Source organism: Burkholderia sp. LFS061 (genome assembly GCF_047978125.1).
In the GTDB taxonomy this organism is placed as follows: domain Bacteria; phylum Pseudomonadota; class Gammaproteobacteria; order Burkholderiales; family Burkholderiaceae; genus Burkholderia; species Burkholderia pyrrocinia_C.
The window spans coordinates 24268-42908 of sequence record NZ_JBFPFS010000051.1 but is presented as its reverse complement, the minus strand read 5'-3'; the positions used below and the strand labels follow the sequence as shown (position 1 = coordinate 42908).

Below are 18641 nucleotides of genomic sequence, written 5' to 3'. Positions count from 1 at the left end.
CATCAAGACGCGCGGCCACTTCCCGAATGACGAGGCGGCGATCAAGCTGCTCTGGCTGGCGCTGCGCAATGTGCTGGCCAAGACCGTGCGGTCCGCCTTCGACTGGAAATCAGCGATGAACCAGTTTGCTATCCTGTTCGGAGACCGATTTATGCAGGCGCGCGGATAACGTGCTGTTCAACCGCCTCGCCCACAAAAATGCGGACAGGTTCTTCATAACCTTCGAGTCGGACAAATCCACGTTTCCCCTGCTGGGTCTCATTTGAAGTTTGCAATGCCGAGGCATGATCCGCCGCGACATTGCGCCCTGATTCTGGAATTCCGCCAACCTGACTGGCTGCGCCTCGCGATCGGCGGAATCCGCGTCATGCACTTCGACGACGATGAGCGCCGGCGCGTCGCCAAACAGCTCTTCTGACGCATCAAACGCACAAACAACGACGCCCGCTTAAGCGGGCGTTTGTGCTACGAACTCGTCTAATGTTTCGCCGTTGGAAGACCGTCAAACTGACCGCTGAAGTCCACGAACGGCTGTTCGTTGATCGAAGAAATGTACGTCAATGGGAACAGTGATTCGAATGTCTGGCCAGACTCACTCGACTGCACCTGGAGGAACGCATTCAGTTGCTTAGCCGAGAGATCAGGTAGATTCATGTTGACATGAAATACACGGTCTCCGCCAAACAAACCGAAGGAGAAGACCCGCTCAATACCCACAACATAGCCAGCGAACAATCGGCCGTCTGGCGTTCTGAAGTTCGCACGAATAGACAACGCTCGCTCCGATTCAGGAAGTTGGTCAGCGCTCGTTACCGGATGATAGAGATCATCTTCATCGTCGTAACGCCAAATCGGCCAAGCCGCGAAGTCTTGCGGAGCAAGAACCTCTTTTGCATCAGTACCCAAGCTGAACCCCCTTAATCAATCCCGAATCCCTAAGCAGCAGTTGAGCCGGTGTTCGCGCAGAACTCGGAGCAATAACGATATTCTTCCCGACTCCTCCAATCGGATCAAATCGATCGAAGAAACGTGCAGCCACGGCCGGGTTATCTAAAGTCACAATCTGGATCGGAACGCCCCTCACCCCTGCTAAGTTGAACGCAACAAGACGACGATTGTCGATTGAGAATGGAAGGCCCTCGTGCATCACAACCTGAAGCGGATTGCCGACTTGGTCTGCGGTAACCTTACCGGACCGAAGGTCTGAAACTAGGCTGTCAATAGTACCGCCCTTCGAGAAGAATGGACTGGCGTCCGACTGCGTAAACCGAATCTTCGCCGGATCTGCACGATAGAAACCGGGAGTAACATCGCCAGATGACAGATCAACCAAGCCAGCTCTGCCTGTCCCGGATGACCCTGTTTCTACGACATTCAGCTGCATGCCGCTACGCGTCATGTAGCGGCTCATCGCGCGGTTAATCGTCGGCCCGAAGGTCTCAACTGCCGCAGGCGCGGCCAAGCCGATCCCTCTCAGCGCTGCTCCGGCCATCGGTGCCGCTCCGGCCGCCATGCCCAACTCAGTCAGTGCGGCTCCACCGTAGCTACCATCCGACACCTGCTGCGCAAAGGCACTGCGCCAACCGCCCGTCGCCCCGCTCGCTGCGGAGTACACGTCTCGATATTGATTGCCAAGTTCGATCAGCGGATCGGCGATGAACTCGCCCACCGCCCGTACGCCCGCTCCAATCTTTTCCGACAACGGAGCAGGCGTCTCGAACAGGTTGCGCGTCTCACCCGCAAGTCCACGCCAGAAGCCACCGTCAGTTTGCGCGAGCCTGATGCCAGCACCCGTTTCGCTCATCGCCGACCGAAACGCCGCATCGTTCAGATTCAACCGGGTATCGTCCGACCAAGCCGCAAACGCACCGTCGTAACCCGTTCCGTACAGTGCGCCGAGACCGCTTGTCGAACCCGATGCCGTCACATTTATTGCATCAAGTGGCAGTGCACCGGGCCCAGCAAACTGAGCCCCTGTATACGGATTCGGCGTATTGCTGTACGCCTCAATTGCACCGGTCAGCGCACCCAGGAATCGAGCGTCATCGGGGTGCATCGGCGTCGCGTTGCTTTTTCCAACCGATGCACCTTGGATCTGGTCCACCACCATATTGCCAATAGTAGACGCGATCGCATCCATCGTGATCGCCCCAACATTTTGCCCCAAGCTTCCACCACGCACCACCGTACTCGCCGCCCCGGCCGCCATCCCGGTGCCCACTCCACGCACCGCCATGTTGAACTTGTCCGCCCGCAGCGCCGACGGCGCCATCCCTTCCCACGTATCTCCGTATTGCAGTTGACCAATCGCCTGATTCGCCGCGTACCCCACTCCCGACGCAATCGCGCTCGCCGCCACGCCCTTCCAGTCGAAACGATCCTGCAACCCGGTCGCCAGACCAATGCCCTGCGTCGCCACCGAGCGCGCGGCACCCTGTGCTGCGGCCGTGCCGAACGACCCGGCCGGCATCGCGCTCGTCACCCCTCCGGCAATCGCCCCACCCATCGCCCCCAGCGCCACGCCCTTCCAGTCCAACCCCTGCTGGGCCCCACCCGCGATCATCACGCCCTGGCTCGCCATCGAACCCGCCGTACCTGCCACCGCCCCCGCGCCGACCGCCGCAGCCGTCGACGCAGCACCCCCGGTCAATCCCGCCGAGCCCGCCAGCGAAGCCATATATGGCGATGTCGTTCCATACGTCACCACCGATACGACCACCGCCACCACGATCGCGATCACCGGCAGGAACCCGCCGCATCCACCTCCCCGACTCGGCGGCGGCGGCGGGTCCGGCAGCGTCGGCTGCGTATCCCCGATCGCCTGGCCCGGGTCGTACGGCTTGAACGTGCTCGCCGTGTTGTGCACGTTCGTCACCTTGTTCGGCACCGTCAGCGCCTGCCCTGCCTTCAGCTCGTCCGTGCTCTTCAACCCGTTCGCGTCCGCCAGCACGTACCACAGCGTCTCGCCCCCCCACAGCGCCGACGCGATCGACTTCAGCGTCTCCCCTTCGCGCACCGTCCACGTCCCGGGGCTCGCCCCCGGATACGTTCCGTCGATGCGCATGTAGTTCTCGTCGAAGTCCGCCACGCTCACCGGCGTCGTCACCCGGTACTGGCTCTCCTTGCCCTTGCCCAGCTTCCCCGCCAGTTCCTGCACGTAGTCGACCTTCTCGACTCCGTCATTGCCGACGTTCCCCACCCGGTGGCCATTCAGGTAGTAGTAGTTGTGCTTGCGGTCCCCTTGCGCACCCGTGATCGCCCCGTGCGGGGCAATCGACACCCCCACCAGTTCGTCACGCCGCTGCACCTGCCCGCGCAGATCCGTCCAGTAGCTGAACGCGCGCGCCTTGCCCCGTTGGCCGCCCCCGTCGTCGTACACCGACTTCAGGTTCCCGTTCACGTCGTAGTTGTAGTAGCTCGATGCCGGCTTCCACCCCGGCGCATTCGGGTTCGAGCCTTGCGACACCGCCGTCTTCTGCTTCGCCCCGTCCCACCACTCGTAGCTGTACGCCGTCGTCACGGTCGTGCCGTCGCCCTTGTCCGGACGCCGCTCCGTGCGCTCCAGCGTGCCGTCCGACATCCGCATATAGCGTGTCGTCGCCCCTTCCAGCACGTCCCGTTCGCTCGTCTGCAGCCCGTCCGCGTCATACTGCCGCGTGACCTGCTCCGTCCGCTTCGAGCGGTCCGCCGTGTATGCCGTGTAGCCCGTCACCCGGCCCAGCAGGTCGTTCTCCCGCTCGCGCACCACCACACCGTTGACCGACTGGTTCGTCAGGTACCCGTTCGCGTCGTACTCGTAGCGCTCAGTTCGGCCATCCGACGCGTACACCGCCAGCACACGCTCGCCCGCCGCGTTGTAGCCAAGTTGCACGCCGTCCCCGCCCTTCGCGCCCGCGACGATCCGACCGTCCGACAGCACGCCCATCGTCACCGTGAAGCGGTTCAATGCGTCGTATTCGTACCAGTAGTCCTGTGTCTTCTTGTGGTAGCCGACGAGGTCCGTGTAATCCGCCGTCATCCGCCGGCGGTTGCCCACCGCGTCGTATTCGTAGCGCACCTGGTACGCGTTGTCCCGAATCGCCGTGACTCGGTTCGCCGCGTCGTATTCGACGTACGATTGCGCAAACACGTACGCGCCGGAGATCGAGCGGAAGAATTCCGCCGTCCGGTTGCCGTCGCCGTCGTATTCGTACAGCGACTCGGTCTGCGTGCCCCGGTCACGGATCGCTCGCACCAGTCCGTGCGAGTAATACTCGTAGCTCACGTCCTGCCCGCTCGTGCCACGTTGGCGCGTCAGCAGCCCCGCCAGGTTGTACGTGTAGTCGAATACCCGTCCGCCGAGATCCGTGTGCTTCATCAGCCGACCGAACAGATCCGTCTCGTCGATCATCGTCCGGCCGTTCGCGTCGGTCGTCGTCTTCATCCAGCCGCCGCTCGTGCCGCCGCCCGCCGTGCCGATCGCCGACGCCCAGCGATAGTCGTACTGCATCGATCGGCCTGCAGCGCTTACCGTCCGGATGACCCTGCCTTCAGTGTCATAGTAGGTTCGCTCACGCCCGCTCAGTGCATCGATGTGCGCGATCCGATTGCCGGCTGCATCGTATTCGTAGCGATCGACACTGCGCCGCCCCGCGTTCGCACCGTTCGCCAGTACCGGGCGATCGATCCGGATCAGACGATCGCCCGCATCGTAGGTGAAATCTGTGCGGCGGTTCAGCTCGTCGTACTGGACGCGCAGGTTGCCCTGCGCGTCGTACGCAAAGCGCTTGTCGTGGCCAAGCACATCCCACGACCGCGCGACCGCCGGCTGCGCCAATCCGTAATTCCATTGGTGCGTCGACAGATTGCCGTTCGCGTCCTTGATGCCGACGAGGTTGCCTGTCAGGTCATAATGGAACCGCGTTTCCGGCGCGACGCGGACCTTCGAGCCGTCCGCAAGCGTGACACCGATCTCCGGTTCACGCTTCAGCGTCAGCCGACCCATCGTGTTGTAGGACGAATAGGTCCAGTTGCCGCGCCCGTCGCGCTCCGCCGACACGTCGCGGAACGCGTTGTGCGACTGCATCCGGTCGATCGTCATGTCCTTCGCGGTTTCGTCGATCACGCCGACGATATCGACGTTGGTAATCGGGTTGTTGCGCGTACCGGTCAAAAAGTAGCTCTGTCGCTCGGTCAGAACATCACCGCTGGCGTCCTTCGCCAGGTAGCGATACTCGAATTCCGTACGCGTAGGCAGTGCCGACGCATCGAACAAGAAGCGCCCCCGTGAATCGCGCGTGATCGTCAATTCAGTAAACGGACGATCGTATGCTTGGTCCTTCTCCGTGGATTGACGGTAGTACAGCGTAATCGTGTTGGCGTTTGTCAATGGTTTGCCGTCCGTACCGACCGGCGTGAACTCGAAAATGGTCGGGCGCGCGCTGCCCGTCAACGTGACCTGTGAATTGCCCAACGTTCCAACGGTGATGTCGCCGGCCCCCATCGCCAGTGGCACGCCAGCCGCATCGTAGGCGGTGTATTTGATCGCGTAACCGTACGACTGGCCCGGCTGCGGCATCAAGCCGCCCTCCAGAACGTCCCAAGTGAACTCTCCGTTGCCCAATCGGGTGACGTGCGAATAGTGCGTCGCACCGTCCTGCACCCATGACACCACGATGTAGTCGGTGTCGGCAGGCTGCGCATGGAACACTACCGTCGATTTCAGATCGGCGGCGTAGTTAGTGGAGAGCGACGGTGAGCCGTTACCGCCCTGCAAACCTATCGAACACAGCACTGCATCGAGTTTCTGGCCTGCTGCGTTGTACAGATCGAATACCACATCCCAGTTTCCTGGTGCGTATCTCGACAGATCGATCGCGAATGCGCCGGTAGCCAGATCGCGCAAGATCGTCCGCTCCTCGTTCCACGTCACGGCATCTTGCGGGCGCACTTTCACGACGACATGATCGGCCAGATGCAGCGCGGAATCGCGCGCCGAATACAGACTTAGGGTATGTGGCGAAGTCCAGATATAGCTTCCTGACGCATCCGCCAGGAAGCCCGCTCGGCTGCTTTCTCGATCGCCAGGGATCGGCATAGAAGCAACCGTGGAATTTCCGCCACGAGCGATGTGTGCGCTAAAACCGTCACGGCGCAGCAGCGTGTTTGGCTCACGTCCGTCGCTGCCGTCCGACACAGCCATAAAGATCATCTCGTAGTCGCCATCGGGCAAACCGCCGACGTCGATCGTATACGACCCGGGTTCGCTGTTGGAATCCTTGCCCAACATCCGAAACGCGTCGCTCGCCCCTGCAGGGCGGTAGTACAGCATGGCTCGGGCACCCAGCGGCAGACTGTGATTGGCCAGCGTCAACCGGTTAGATACCGATTGCAGTTCCAGCGAAGAGTCGAGAGCATCCTGTTTAGCCAATTTGGTATGGACGTTGCCATTGACAGTCCACGCCTCGAATAAAACTGCGCTCTTCTCCACTGTCCCGATCAGGCGACGCTCGGCAGCACCGCTTTGCGGCTTGACGTAGATCTCGATCGAGTAATCGAATTGCAATGGCTTCGCTGCAAAGTCACCGCTCGCGTTGGCGACCGCAGGGTAACTCTTGATCGGAATAGAGATACTGCCGGATTGGTTGACTTCCGTGTAAATCGTTTGAGTCTTCTGGACGTTATAAGGAAGGTGCTCCGTTCCCCATGTGTGGTGCGTTCCTAACTGCTCGCCTTGTCCGTGATAGCTCGCAACTATCTCGTATTGATACGCGCCGTACACCCCCTTCAGATCCGGAAGATCGATGTTGAGGCTATGTATCTGGACATAGACCGACGCGGTATCCCAAGTCACGCCGGCCTTGACCGTTGCACTGCCGGACGTAGTCAAGCTCAATTCGGCCGGTTCTGTATAGACTGGGCCAGGCACGGGCCGATTCTGCTTCTCGATCCATCCCCCAAGACTCAACTGCGTATTCGCAAACACCCCCCCATCGATCGGAATATCCACCGGACTGAAACTCACCCTTGGCGCCCCGCCCGACGTCTTCGGCTGCCGCACCTGGATCACCTGATTGCGCGCGTCATACCGCGTATATGTCTGCATCATGTCCGCGCGCTTGAGCAACCCGACGAGATCGTCGCCGGTCTCGATCGCATGGCGGCGCAAATCGGTCTCCATCGATTCGACCTTCAGGGTCGCGTTGCCGTTACGGTCGTGCAGGAACAGCCGCGACACGCCGTCGCCGAAGTTCGTGCGCACGACCCATCCGGCATTGTTGTAGTCCGCGTACTCCTGCCACTCGCCTTTCGGCCCGCCGCCGCCCGTGCGGCGCCCGACGACTTCGCCGAACGCGTTGTAGCACTGTTCCCTCAGCACGCCGCTCGCCAACACGGTGCCACCGCCCGGATCGCGCGAACGCGTGATTCGTGATATCTCGCGATGCGCGGCGTCGTAGCCGATTGCAGTCTCATCCAGTTGCTTTCGCCCGTCCGCATCCGCACGTAGAAAGCTGACCAGCACCGTATTGCCGGCCGCGTCGTAGCCGAATTGCGTTACTACCCCGAGTGCGTTGGTCTTCGACGCAAGCCGCCCGCCTGCGCCGTACGCGTAGGTCGTCACCTGATCCGCGTCGCCGTGCTTCGTCTCCTTGACGACCTGGTTCAGACCGTCGTATTCGAACGAAATGCGGGAACGCACCTGACGGTTCAGATGATCGACGAACTGCGGCAGCAGCTGACCGGTCTGCCGGCCCAGCGCGTCGTAGGTGAAATCGAACTGGCTCCCGTTCGCGTCAGTCTTGCGCAGCAGGTGCCCTTCGGCGTCGTAGACGTAGCGCGTCGTCGCATCGGCATTCCGTTCCTCGAGCCGCCCGTTCGCGTCGACGGTCGCATGCTGAACACCCTGCCGCGTTTCGCTGACAAGCCGTCCGTTGCCGTCCCACACGTAGTGCGTGATCCGGTCGTCGGCGCTCGTCGGCCAATTCGCCGCAAGCGTGTCGGCCAGCGCCGGATTTGGCGCGATCGGATCGGGATAGCGCGCGGCAAAGCGAGTTTCCGTCAGCACGCGCCCCTCTGCGTCGCGCTCCCAGCGAGTCCCGTAGCCGGCGCCGTCGACCTCGAGCATCTTGTTGCCCATGCGGTCATAGAAGCTGAGCGTACGGTTGCCGGCCGGATCGGTCTGCTCGATCAGCCGGCCAGCACCGTCATGGCGATACCGCGTAACGAGCTCGCTGCCCGTCGTGATGAAGTATTCGCCACGCTGCGTTTCGCCCGCCGACGGATCGAAATACCCGGTGGCCACGTTGAGCACGCGCGATTCGATCAATCGGTTGTTCTCGTCGTAGCGGTAACGGGTCTCGCGAACGCGGTCCGCATGGATCGGGGCGGGCGGCTTGGCGCCGGCCGTCGGCACGACCGCATCGGCAAATACGCGCGACACGATCCGGTTGCCCGCCGCGTCATAGGTCCATTGCGTCAGCGTGCCTGTCGCGCTCACTTCGGCGGTCTGGCGATTCGCGGCATCGTAATACCAGGTGATCGTGTTGCCGTTCGCGTCGGTTTGCCGGATCAGGTTGCCGCGCGCATCGTATGCGCGGGTTTCGACCGGCTCGATCGTGCGCGTGTCGCCCAACGCCCCGCGCGCGGCCACCGCATCCCCAGTCTGGCGGATCAGACGGCCGAGTGCGTCGTATTCGAAACGCATGGTGCGCTGCTCGGGCAATTCCGCTGCCTCGATAGTCACTGTGCGGCGGCCGCCTGCATCGTACAGATGGAAATTCTGCACGATGCGGCCGTTCGACGTGACCGGCAACGTCTCAGAGATCAGCAGGCCGCGGTTGTCATAACCGTACTGGAACACCGCGCCGACCTTGTTCTGATAGACGATGCGCTCGCCAAACCCGTTGTACCCGAAAACCTCGACCCCGCCTTCGGCGTCGGTCGCTTTCACCAGCCTGTCGAGCTTGTCGTATTCGAGGTGCGTCACGGCCTCGGGCCGGCCTTGTAGCCGGGACAGCGCCGCCGACGCATCGCCGCTCTCCGCAATCGCCGTCCAGTCGAGCGCGCCTTTCGCAAAACGCGCCACGCGAACCGGCTGCCCTGACGCGCTGTATTCGGTCTGAATGACCGCCCCGTCCGGATTCACCTGCGCGACGACGCGTCCACGCCCGTCGTAGAACAGCTTCGCGGCCACGCCTTTCGTCACGCGCTCGACCGCATCGCCAAATGCGTCGTACGTGGTTCGGTCCGCATGACCGAGCGGATCGGTTTCCTCCGTCAATCTGCCGGCTGCGTCGTAGCGGTAACGGGTCGCATACCGGCCGGCCAGTTCCTCTCGCTGCGCGGCCGTCAGTGCGGCGGCCGTCAGCGCGCGACCCTGCGCATCGACGTAGCCGAGCGCCTTGCGCTGCGCCAGCGCCCAGTCGCTGTCGGTTTCCGCCAGCTCGACGCCGCGCGGATCGACGCGTACGGTCAGATTGCCGAGCGCGTCATACCGATAGTCGACGGCCCCGGCGGCCGACGTGCCGGATGCCCGGACTTCCCGGATCATGCGCCCTGCCGCATCGAAGGTCGTATGCGTCGACGTCTGCCGATCGGTGCCGTTTGCACGAATCGTTTCCACGGCGCGGCCCAGTGCATCCAGTACGTAATGTGTCGCGACGCCTGCCGCGTCGATCACGTCGGTCACCCGCCCGGCCCCGTCGTAGCGATACTCCGTGACTGCCGTCGCGGCAACCGCAGGCTTCGCGGGCAACAGCCTCTCGATCACGCCGACCGGCATGCCGCGCTTCCGATCGACTACCTCGCCGTCGCGAATCGTTCTCCGCAGCAGCGCGCCGTCGTATTCGTGGCGCGTCCGGTAACCTTCCGCGTCGATGCTCTCCGTCACCCGGACGGCGTTATCGTAACGCCAGTTCGTCGTGCGCGTGCTCACGCCCCCCAACTCGGCTTGCGCCCAGTCGAGCATGTTCTTTTCGCTTGGTTCGGTAAAGCCGGCCATCACTATCCAGCCGCTACGCCAGAAACTAATGCGCTCGACCAGATTGCCGTTGGCGTCGAAACGATTCTGCGTGACGTAACCCAGCGGATCGATGACGAAGACGGCCCGGTTGGCCGCGTCGTAGACGGTGCGCGTCACACGACTCGTGTCACGGGCACGGTCGAAGCCGAGACGACGCAACTGAGCGGTGATCGATGCTTCAGTCAGCGGCTGTGTTGCGTCGAGGACCCTGCCGTGCTGCGCGGTGAACACAGCGTTGCCGTTCTCGTCGTAGCGGAATTCGGTCAACGCGCCGAGTGCGTCGAGCGTGTAACGCACCCGCCCGTTGACGTCGTAGACGTGACGAACTGTCCGGTCGCGCCCAGGCGACGCCGCGACGCGCGCCTCCAGGTCGGCGGGCGACAGCGTACCGCCCACGGCATCGAGCAAGCCGGCGTTCGGAATCCCATACGCGGTGCGCGCGACCACGCGCCCTTCCGCGTCGAGGCGGCTCAGCACGATCGCCCCCGTCGGGCCGACCTCGCAGATCCGTCGGTTTTCCGCGTCGTAACCGTAGCGCGTCACGCCGCCCGCAGCATCGACCACCCGCCTCACGTTGCCGTTACCGTCGTAGTCATAGCAAGTCGAGAGCGCGAGGCCGTCCGGATCGACGACCGTGCGGACGAGGCGGCTCGCTGCGTCGTACTCGTGGCGCGTCGTGCGCGCACCCTGCGTGCCCGCGCCGTCCGTCGTCGTCAATACCTTGCCGGCCCCGTCGTATTCGAACGTGGTGCGCAGGTTGAGCCGCCCGTCGCCGGCATCCGTCACGACGGCGACCTTGCGGCCGTTCAGATCGTATTCGGTTACGACGACCGTTCCCGACGGTTCCGTGGTTCGAACCAATTGCCCCTTGGCGTCGTATTCGTAGCGCGTCGTCAGGTTCAGCCCGCCCGGATCGAGCGTGCGCATCAACACGCGCCCGGCGGCATCGTATGCGTAGGCAATACGCACGCCGCGGCCGTCCACGGTCTCGATCAACTGACCGGCACGATCGTGGCGCTGCCGGGTGACGCCCGTCGGCGTCGTCGTGTCGATCAGGCGACCGTCCGCGTCGTATGCATAGCGCGTCGTCTGCCCCCGCCCGTCGGTCAGCGCGATGGTCTGGCCGAATTCGTCATAGGTCGTCGTGGTCTCGATGCCGTCGGGCATCGAAACCGTCAGTTGGCGCTTTTCCGGCACATAGGCGTAGCGCGTCGTCGCGCCGGTACGGTCGGTATGCGTCAGCACGTTGCCGAACGCATCATAAGTCATCCGGCTCTGCCGACCGAGGCCATCGGTCAGGATGACCGTATTGCCGTTGCGGTCATACTCACGGCGCCGCACGATGCCGTTTGCGTCGGTCGATTCGATCTCGCGGCCGAACGCGTCGTAGACCGCGCGCGCGACGAGATTCAGACCGCCCGGATCGACAGTCGTCCGTACCGCGCGACCGAGCCGGTCATAGTCGGTCGTGCGGGTCGAGCGCACGCCGGAGGACAGGTCCTGGCACGTGGCGATCTCGTTCCCGAAGACGTCGTACGTTCGCCACGTGGCGAACGCCTGCGCGTCGACGCTTCGCACGACGCGGCCTGCCCGGTCGTAGCCGAACGTCGCTCGCGACACCCGCTCGTCGCTGAGCGCCGCGACCGCCCGTCGCACGGCGTCGGTCATGACGCCACCGGACAGCTCACCGATCGCGTCGCGTCCCATGCGCTTCGCATAGGCAAGGGTCTGCGTCAGATTGCCGAGCGCATCGTAGCGCTGCTCGGCAACCTCGCCGAGCGCATTGACCCGATGCGTGACGCGTCCGGCCGCATCGTAGTAGTAGGTCGTGCGACTACCGTTCGCATCCGTCGACGATGTTTGCCGCCCCACCGCATCGTGCGTGTAGTGCTCGCCCCAATTTCGCCAGACCGCGTCGACCTGCGCGGCAGTCGGCTTGCCGCCGAGCGCGGCCAGCGCCTCGCTGCCTTCTCCCGACAGCCGCGCGATCAGCCGGCCCTGAACGTCGTATCGGTAGCGCAACGTGCGGCCGCCGGTCGTTTCGCTCGTCAGGCGTCCTTCGCTGTCGTACGTATAGCGAGTCGCGGATTCGCCGCGCATCGCACTCGTCGTCCGTTCGAGCAGACGCCCCATCGCATCGTACCGGTACGTGGTCCGCTCCTGTTTCGTCGACGCGGCGAGCCAGGCTTTCTCCGTCCCGGCACCGTCAAGCACGTAGTTGTGGCTCTTCTCGAGCATGCCCGACGGCCGACCGTTCGGCCGCGATCCGGGCTGCGCGAACTGTCGCTCGCCGAACATCGCGTTCTGAACCGTCGCCTCATCCATGAACGAACCGAAAATAAACTCGACGCTATGATCGCTCGCAGGTACGAGATTCGCGATATCGATCGCGTAGCGCCGAGCGGTCGTCGACGTCACTTCCACCTTGCCAACTTCCCTGCCGTCGACCCGAACCGTGAGCACCGCGCCGGTCAGCTTCGGCCTGTCCAGCTTTGCCTCGAACGTAAGACGCATGGTCTGCTGCGCACGAGCGGCGTTCGGGTCCGCCCGCTCGGTACGAACGCGCTGCGCGACGTTGCCGAACTCGTCGTACTCGTAGACGGTCGCGTGCCCCTCGCCGTCGATTTCCGTGCGCAGCAGACCACGCGCGTCGTAGCTCGCCTGCTCGCGGATGTCGTTACCGTTCTCCGCGGGACGGAAATCGACGACCGATGTCGCCGCGCGGCTGACATCGGTCACCGCAGTCGCATAGCGAATCGTCGTGACGCGCCGGCCCGCCATGTCGTACCGGTATTCGGTCAGATGGCCTTCCGCGTCGAGTTGCCCACGCAACAGGCCGGTGCTGTCGTAGAAATAGCGCGTGCAGCGGTCGGCCACCGAAGCGGACGGCAGTGGTTCCGTCAACGGGTCGTTGCCGCTCACGCCGATGCGCTTCGCATACTGGACGGTCTGCAGCAGCCGACCAGCATCGTCGTACCGGTACACGGTCAGCGCCCCGTCTCCGGTCACGCTGCGTGCAAGCCGGCCCACGCCGTCGTAGATGCGCCATTCACTCTGGTCGGCCGCCTGGGCGGCCGGGCGCACGCGCTCGAGTGCGGCCGTGCCGTCGAGTCCACCGATATCCGAAAGGCTCGCCAGTTGCCCGGCCGCAAGCGGCGTCGCATGCCGAATCGTGCGCGCAACCTGTCCCGCGGGGGTGTATACGTATTCGGTCAGCCCGCCCGCGGCGTCGACCTGCGCGATCTTGCGGCCGGCCGGATCGTACAGATAATGCGTGCGGTGTCCGACGGCATCGGTTTCCGCGCGCAGCCGGCCGGCGGCGTCGTAGGTATAACCGACCTGCGACAGCAGCACGTCCGCTGCCGACTCGGCGATCGCCACCAATTCTCCGGCGCCGTTGAAGGTCGACGTACGAGTGAGCCCGTTACCGAACGTGACGATGGTCTGATGGTTAGCGTCGTCGTAGCGATAGAACGTCGTCGTCCCGTCGAAGCGGCGCGCCGACAGCATCCGTCCCAGCCCGTCGTACGCAAACTGCTCGACCTGCTGCTTGCCCGGCGCGCCGACGAAGCGCTGCAGCAGGCGGCCGGACGGATCGTAGACGTAGCGCGTCTGCGTCACCTCTCCCGCCCCCGCGCGAGCATCGCCCGTGCCGTCCTTCAGCAACCGGCCGTAACGCGTGACGCTCGCGACGTTGCCGCGAAAGTCGTATGCGGTGTCGGTGCGGGTGCCGTTGCTCTTGTCGGCCAGGCCCGCGACCCAGCGAGCCAGGTCGGCTTCGCCCAAGCCCGCCCCAACGTAGCCGGCATCGGCATACGTCAGCACCGAAACCTGCTGACCGAACCCGTTGTACCGGTATTCGGTCACCCGCCGCTCCGCATCGACAACGAAACGGAGATGGCGTCGCGCATCGTAAACATAAGTCGTAGTAGCCGCTTCGCCGCCGAGGCGGTTGACCTGCTCGAGCAGTTCGTCGTTTTCGCCGTAGCGCCACTCGACCACGCCCCCGGCAGCGTCACGCTGCCAGATCCGGTTGCCGCGCACGTCGTAGCGATATTCGACGCCGCCGCCCGCCTCCTCCACTTTCACGACGTTGCCGGCCGCATCGTAATGAAACCGCTGCGTGCCGCCCGCGGGCGGCACGATCTCGACGAGTCGGCCTGCGTCGTCGTACGCGAGCACGGTGGCTGCGCCGAGCGGATCGGTGATCGTCGTCCGGCGCGCGTCGAGATCGTAGGCAAGGCGCGTGACGCGCGCGACACCGCCGTCGGCTCGCTGTGCGATGCTCGTCACGCGGTATTCGCTCCCCAGCATTGCATAGGTGAATCCGACCTCGGCACCGTCCGATTGCATGATCGACGCCACCCGCTCGCTATCGCCGTCGTAACGATAGGTGGTCGTGAACACCTTGCCGTCCGCGATGCTGTTGTCGTCCGGCGTCAGATCGACCGTCACCGTGCTGAGGCGGCCGGCTGCATCGTAGCCGTAGCGCACCGCAGTCGACGTGCGCTGCGCGCCGTTCGCGTCGATCCAGACCGTGCGCAATCGCGCAAGCCGCCCGGCCGTGTAGTCGAGATACGTCGATTCGCCGCTGGCCGTCGTCACGCGACTCAGCAGGCCCGCGCCGTCGTATGCATAGTCGACCTTGTTGCCGTCGCGGTCCGTCGCCGAGACCAGGCGACCGCCACGCGTCGCGTCATAAATTTCGGACAGTTGCCTACCGCCGTCCCACCAGGCCCATTGCCGCGTTCCTGCATCGTAGGCGAGCGTCGCCCGCGCACCGGCGCCGCTCGTCGCGACATAGAGCCGCCGCTGAGCGTCATAACCGTAGACGACCGTCGAGCCGTCCCAGTCGGTGCGCGTGACCGTGCTGCCCGCCTCGTTCGGCTTGCCGGACAGCGCGCCAACCGTGCGCGCGCCGCCCGGGCGCCAGCCGTCGGCCGCGAACTTTCCCTGGCTGTTGTAGGCACGATGGATCGCGCTGCCGGCACCGCGCCCGATCAGCATCAGGTCGCGATCCTGGACGATCAGGTTGCCGTTCGCCGCATTGACGTAGATCCGCTCGCCCGCCTGACCAGCCGACGCTTCGCCGAGCTGGCCGCGCGCGCCGAGACCCAACGCAGACGACGACTGCAAACCCAACCCGTTACCCGTGACGATCGCTACCATGTGCCCCTCGATTCCGTTCGTGATTTGAATGTCGCGCTGCCGGAAAACAGGCGCGCCGTGAACAGGTTGTCCGGGCAATTCGATAGTTGTTTAATGATTTTCGCGTCCGCGTGATTCCATCGGCGGCTTTATCGACTTCGCTTTCTTTATCACAAAAATAGGATGTTTAACTAAATTTGATTCTGCATTCAACGTCGTCTTTTTTCTTTCCGTGCAATGACGAGCGGCCCGCCTCAGAGGCACGATTCGTCACCCGTTCGTATGAATCCGAACCGATCTGAAAAGTACGATTCATGGATTATTCGCTTGATTTCGAGACAGGAACGGCGCGTCTACGCGACTTGGTCAATTCGTCGGCGCGCTGTTATGCTGAAGACGTCATCCGCTGCGCGTGCCGATCGCCATACCCAGCGGCCGCCCTCATTCAATACACCGTTCGATCAGGAATCTTGACGATGCCGACCCGACCGCCGACCTCGGCCGTTCCTCCCGCACCGGACGCACGCCGCGTCGAACGCTTGCTTTCGTTCCTCGAAACGGACCCTGACAATCTCAACCTGCTCGCCGATGCGGCCACAGCTGCATTCGACGCGCACCGCTTCACACTGTGCGACGAACTGCTCGATCGACATGCCGCCCGTGCGCCGCTGCCCGCTGCGCTTGCGAACCTGCGAGGCCTTGTGGCGCTGTCGCAGCATCGGTTCGACGCCGCTCTGCACGCACTCGAACCGCTCCTCGCGACACACGACGATGCGTCTATCCGTTACAACGCGGCCTACGCGAATGCGATGCTCGGCCGCTTCGGCAAGGCTGTCGAACTGCTCGACGACGCGACGCTAAGCGGCGAGTCTCGCGCCATTCCGCTGAAGCTGCGCGTGCTGCATCATCTCGGGCAACTTGACGACGCAATTGCGCTCGGTCGGCGTCATGCCGACAGTCACACCGCGAGCCCGGAACTGTACGGCGCACTCGCCACCGCGCTCTTCGACACGGCGGATCTCGACGGCGCGCGTCGCTACGCCGAACAGTCGATCGATACGGTCGACGGCCTGACCGTTCGCGGTTTGCTCGCGCTCGATGCCGGCTCGATCGACAATGCGCGCACCCTGTTCCGGCGTGCGCGCGCCATCAATCCGGATGGCGCACGCGCCACGCTCGGCATCGGCCTCGTCGATCTCGCGGAGCAACGCTTCACGGACGCCACCGGTACACTCGACCGTGCGGCGAATCTACTGAAAATCCATGCCGGCGCATGGGCCGCCGCCGCGTGGGCTTATCTGTTCGATGGTAATCCGGACGCCGCGCGCATCCGCTTCGAACGTGCGGCGGAACTGGATCGCGGCTTCGCCGACGCGCATGGCGGCCTGGCGGTGCTTTGCGTACACGAGGGCCGCTTCGACGAAGCGCGGCGAAAAATGGCCATTGCGCGACGGCTCGACGCTTCCTGTCTGTCTGCCGCGCTAACGGAGAGCCTGCTCGCGACACATGCCGGCGACACGCGGACGGCCGACGAGATCCGGTGCGCAGCGCTCGACCGGCCGCTCGGCCCGGATGGACGAACACTCGCCCAGGCGCTGGCAAGGTACAGCGTGCGCGACAAGTGACGTGCGCTAACGATCCATCGCGCGTGGCGCGCAAGCGACGGCGTTCGCGCCGCTCGCTTGCGGCCCGCGCACCCCGCTTGCTACACTCCGCTCCTATTCCTCATACCGGACGCCAGCCAAAGTGAACAACTAAGCCTTCCCAAAATGTTTTCGCCGCCGTGCCCCGCACGCCGCGCGAAGGTCTTCACGCATTTTCGGAGGTGCTTATGGCTGCAGCCACGCCCACCGGCGCGCTCGTCGCGCTTCATCACGTTTCCTTCCGCTTCGACGACGGCTTCACGCTGTTCGATTCGCTCGACCTTTCCATCGATCGCACGCCGACGGGCATCGTCGGCCGCAACGGCATCGGCAAGAGTCAACTCGCGCAGCTGATCGCGGGCCGCTGTGCGCCGAGTTCGGGGACGATCGACCGGCATGCGCCGGTTGTCTACGTCGCGCAACGGCACGACGACGACGCAGCGGCCGGCCCGCGGACCGTCGCGCAGATCGCCGCGCTCGATGCGCCGCTCGGCGCGCTTGCGCGTCTCGCGAACGGCCGCGCGGAGCCGCACGACTTCGACCTGATCGGCGATCGCTGGGATCTCGCCGAGCGGCTGCGTACGGCACTCGACACGGCCGGCCTGCACGACGTGCGACCCGACACGCCCGCGCACGCGCTGAGCGGCGGCCAGCTCGCGCGCGTCGCGCTGATCGGCGCATTGCTGTCCGGCGCCGGCCTGCTGGTGCTCGACGAACCGACCAATCATCTCGACGCGCCGGGCCGTGCGTGGCTGCGCGCGGCGCTCGACGGCTGGCGCGGCGGGCTCGTGATCGTGAGCCACGACCGTGCGCTGCTCGCCGGCGTGCAGCGCATCGTCGAGCTGACACCGCAACGCGTGCGCTCGTACGGCGGCAACTACGCGCTCTACCGCGCGCAACGCGACGCGGAACAGGATGCCGCGCAAGCAGCACTCGACCATGCGCGCACCGAACGCGGACGCGTCAGGCGCAGGCTCGAACAGGAACACGACACGATCCAGCGTCACGCGGCGGGCTCGCTGCGCGATGCGAAGACGGCCAATCTGTCGTCGATGGCAAAACAGAGTCGCAAGGGTGCGGCGCGCAACATCATGGGACAGGTCCGGCGCCAACAGGACGATTTCAAGGCAACGCTCGACGAACGCGTGCAGCAGGCGGCCGCGCGCGTCGAAGCCGATGCGCCCGTGCTCGTGTCGCTACCGGGCACCGAGGTCAGCGCACGCCGTCAGCTGTTCACGCTCGAACGCGCGCGACTGCCGTGGCGCGCGGCCGGCGATGCGGATTCGGATTCGATCACGTGGTCGGCGAGCGGCGCCGTGCGCATCGCGCTGACGGGCCCGAACGGCTGCGGCAAATCGACGTTGCTGCGGATGCTCGCGGGCGAGCTCGCGCCGCGTTCAGGCACATGCACGACGCACGTGAGCGCCGCGTATCTCGACCAGCGGCTCGCGCTGCTCGATCCCGGGCGCTCGATCGTCGAGCAGTTGGGGCTGCTCGATACGCCGCTCGCCGAAGGCGACCTGCGCAGCCGCCTCGCGTTGTTGCAGCTCGACGCGACACGCGCGACGCAGCCTGCACGACAGCTGAGCGGCGGCGAACGGCTGAAGGCCGCGCTCGCGTGCGCGTTGTGGCGTGGCTCACCCGCGCAACTGTTGCTGCTCGACGAGCCGACCAATCACCTCGATCTCGAATCGGTGCGCGCGATCGAAACCGCGCTGGCCGGCTTCCCGGGCGCGATCGTGGTCGCATCGCACGACGCCGCGTTTCTCGCGGCGCTCGAACCGACGCACACGATGCGATGGCATCGCGACGGGTGGCGCTACGAACCCGTCGCGTGGTGAAGCGCAGGG

Annotated in this window: 5 protein-coding genes and 1 pseudogene; 4 read left to right on the top strand and 2 right to left on the bottom strand. The window is 64.6% G+C overall.

Annotated features, from left to right (window positions below; all coding sequences use genetic code 11):
- Both ACNQQL_RS30790 and ACNQQL_RS30785 read left to right on the top strand, forming a co-directional pair.
- Window positions 1-169 (top strand): annotated as a pseudogene (locus tag ACNQQL_RS30790) (IS256 family transposase); the annotation flags it as partial.
- Window positions 170-274: 105 nt separating this feature from the next.
- The gene (locus ACNQQL_RS30785; protein ID WP_347067957.1) at window positions 275-418 is read left to right on the top strand and encodes a hypothetical protein; all 144 of its coding nucleotides are present in this window, start codon (window positions 275-277) and stop codon (window positions 416-418) included.
- Between the two features lie 59 nt (window positions 419-477).
- Here the strand turns inward: ACNQQL_RS30785 and ACNQQL_RS30780 are convergent, their stop codons facing one another.
- Together ACNQQL_RS30780 and ACNQQL_RS30775 are read right to left on the bottom strand one after the other, a co-directional pair.
- Window positions 478-906 (bottom strand): hypothetical protein, encoded by a 429-nt coding sequence (locus ACNQQL_RS30780; RefSeq protein ID WP_347067955.1) that lies wholly within the window; start codon window positions 904-906, stop codon window positions 478-480.
- Complete coding sequence (locus tag ACNQQL_RS30775) at window positions 896-15169, bottom strand: LysM peptidoglycan-binding domain-containing protein (protein WP_347067953.1); 14274 nt, start codon at window positions 15167-15169, stop codon at window positions 896-898. Before ACNQQL_RS30775 ends, ACNQQL_RS30780 begins: the two co-directional genes overlap by 11 nt.
- Before the next feature lie 293 nt (window positions 15170-15462).
- Between ACNQQL_RS30775 and ACNQQL_RS30770 the strand changes: the two genes are divergently transcribed.
- A complete protein-coding gene (locus ACNQQL_RS30770) occupies window positions 15463-16773 on the top strand; it encodes a tetratricopeptide repeat protein (protein ID WP_347067951.1) in 1311 nt (436 codons plus the stop codon).
- Between the two features lie 206 nt (window positions 16774-16979).
- Window positions 16980-18632 carry an ABC-F family ATP-binding cassette domain-containing protein gene (locus ACNQQL_RS30765; protein ID WP_347067949.1) on the top strand — a complete coding sequence of 551 codons (1653 nt, stop codon included), beginning with the start codon at window positions 16980-16982 and terminating at the stop codon, window positions 18630-18632.
- Window positions 18633-18641 lie beyond the last annotated feature (9 nt).

Bases quoted from the DNA above. Each gene is read 5' to 3' on its own strand.
- ACNQQL_RS30785 (WP_347067957.1), top strand. From the start codon at position 275: ATGCCGAGGCATGATCCGCCGCGACATTGCGCCCTGATTCTGGAATTC.
- ACNQQL_RS30775 (WP_347067953.1), bottom strand. From the start codon at position 15,169: ATGGTAGCGATCGTCACGGGTAACGGGTTGGGTTTGCAGTCGTCGTCT.
- ACNQQL_RS30770 (WP_347067951.1), top strand. From the start codon at position 15,463: ATGGATTATTCGCTTGATTTCGAGACAGGAACGGCGCGTCTACGCGAC.
- ACNQQL_RS30765 (WP_347067949.1), top strand. From the start codon at position 16,980: ATGGCTGCAGCCACGCCCACCGGCGCGCTCGTCGCGCTTCATCACGTT.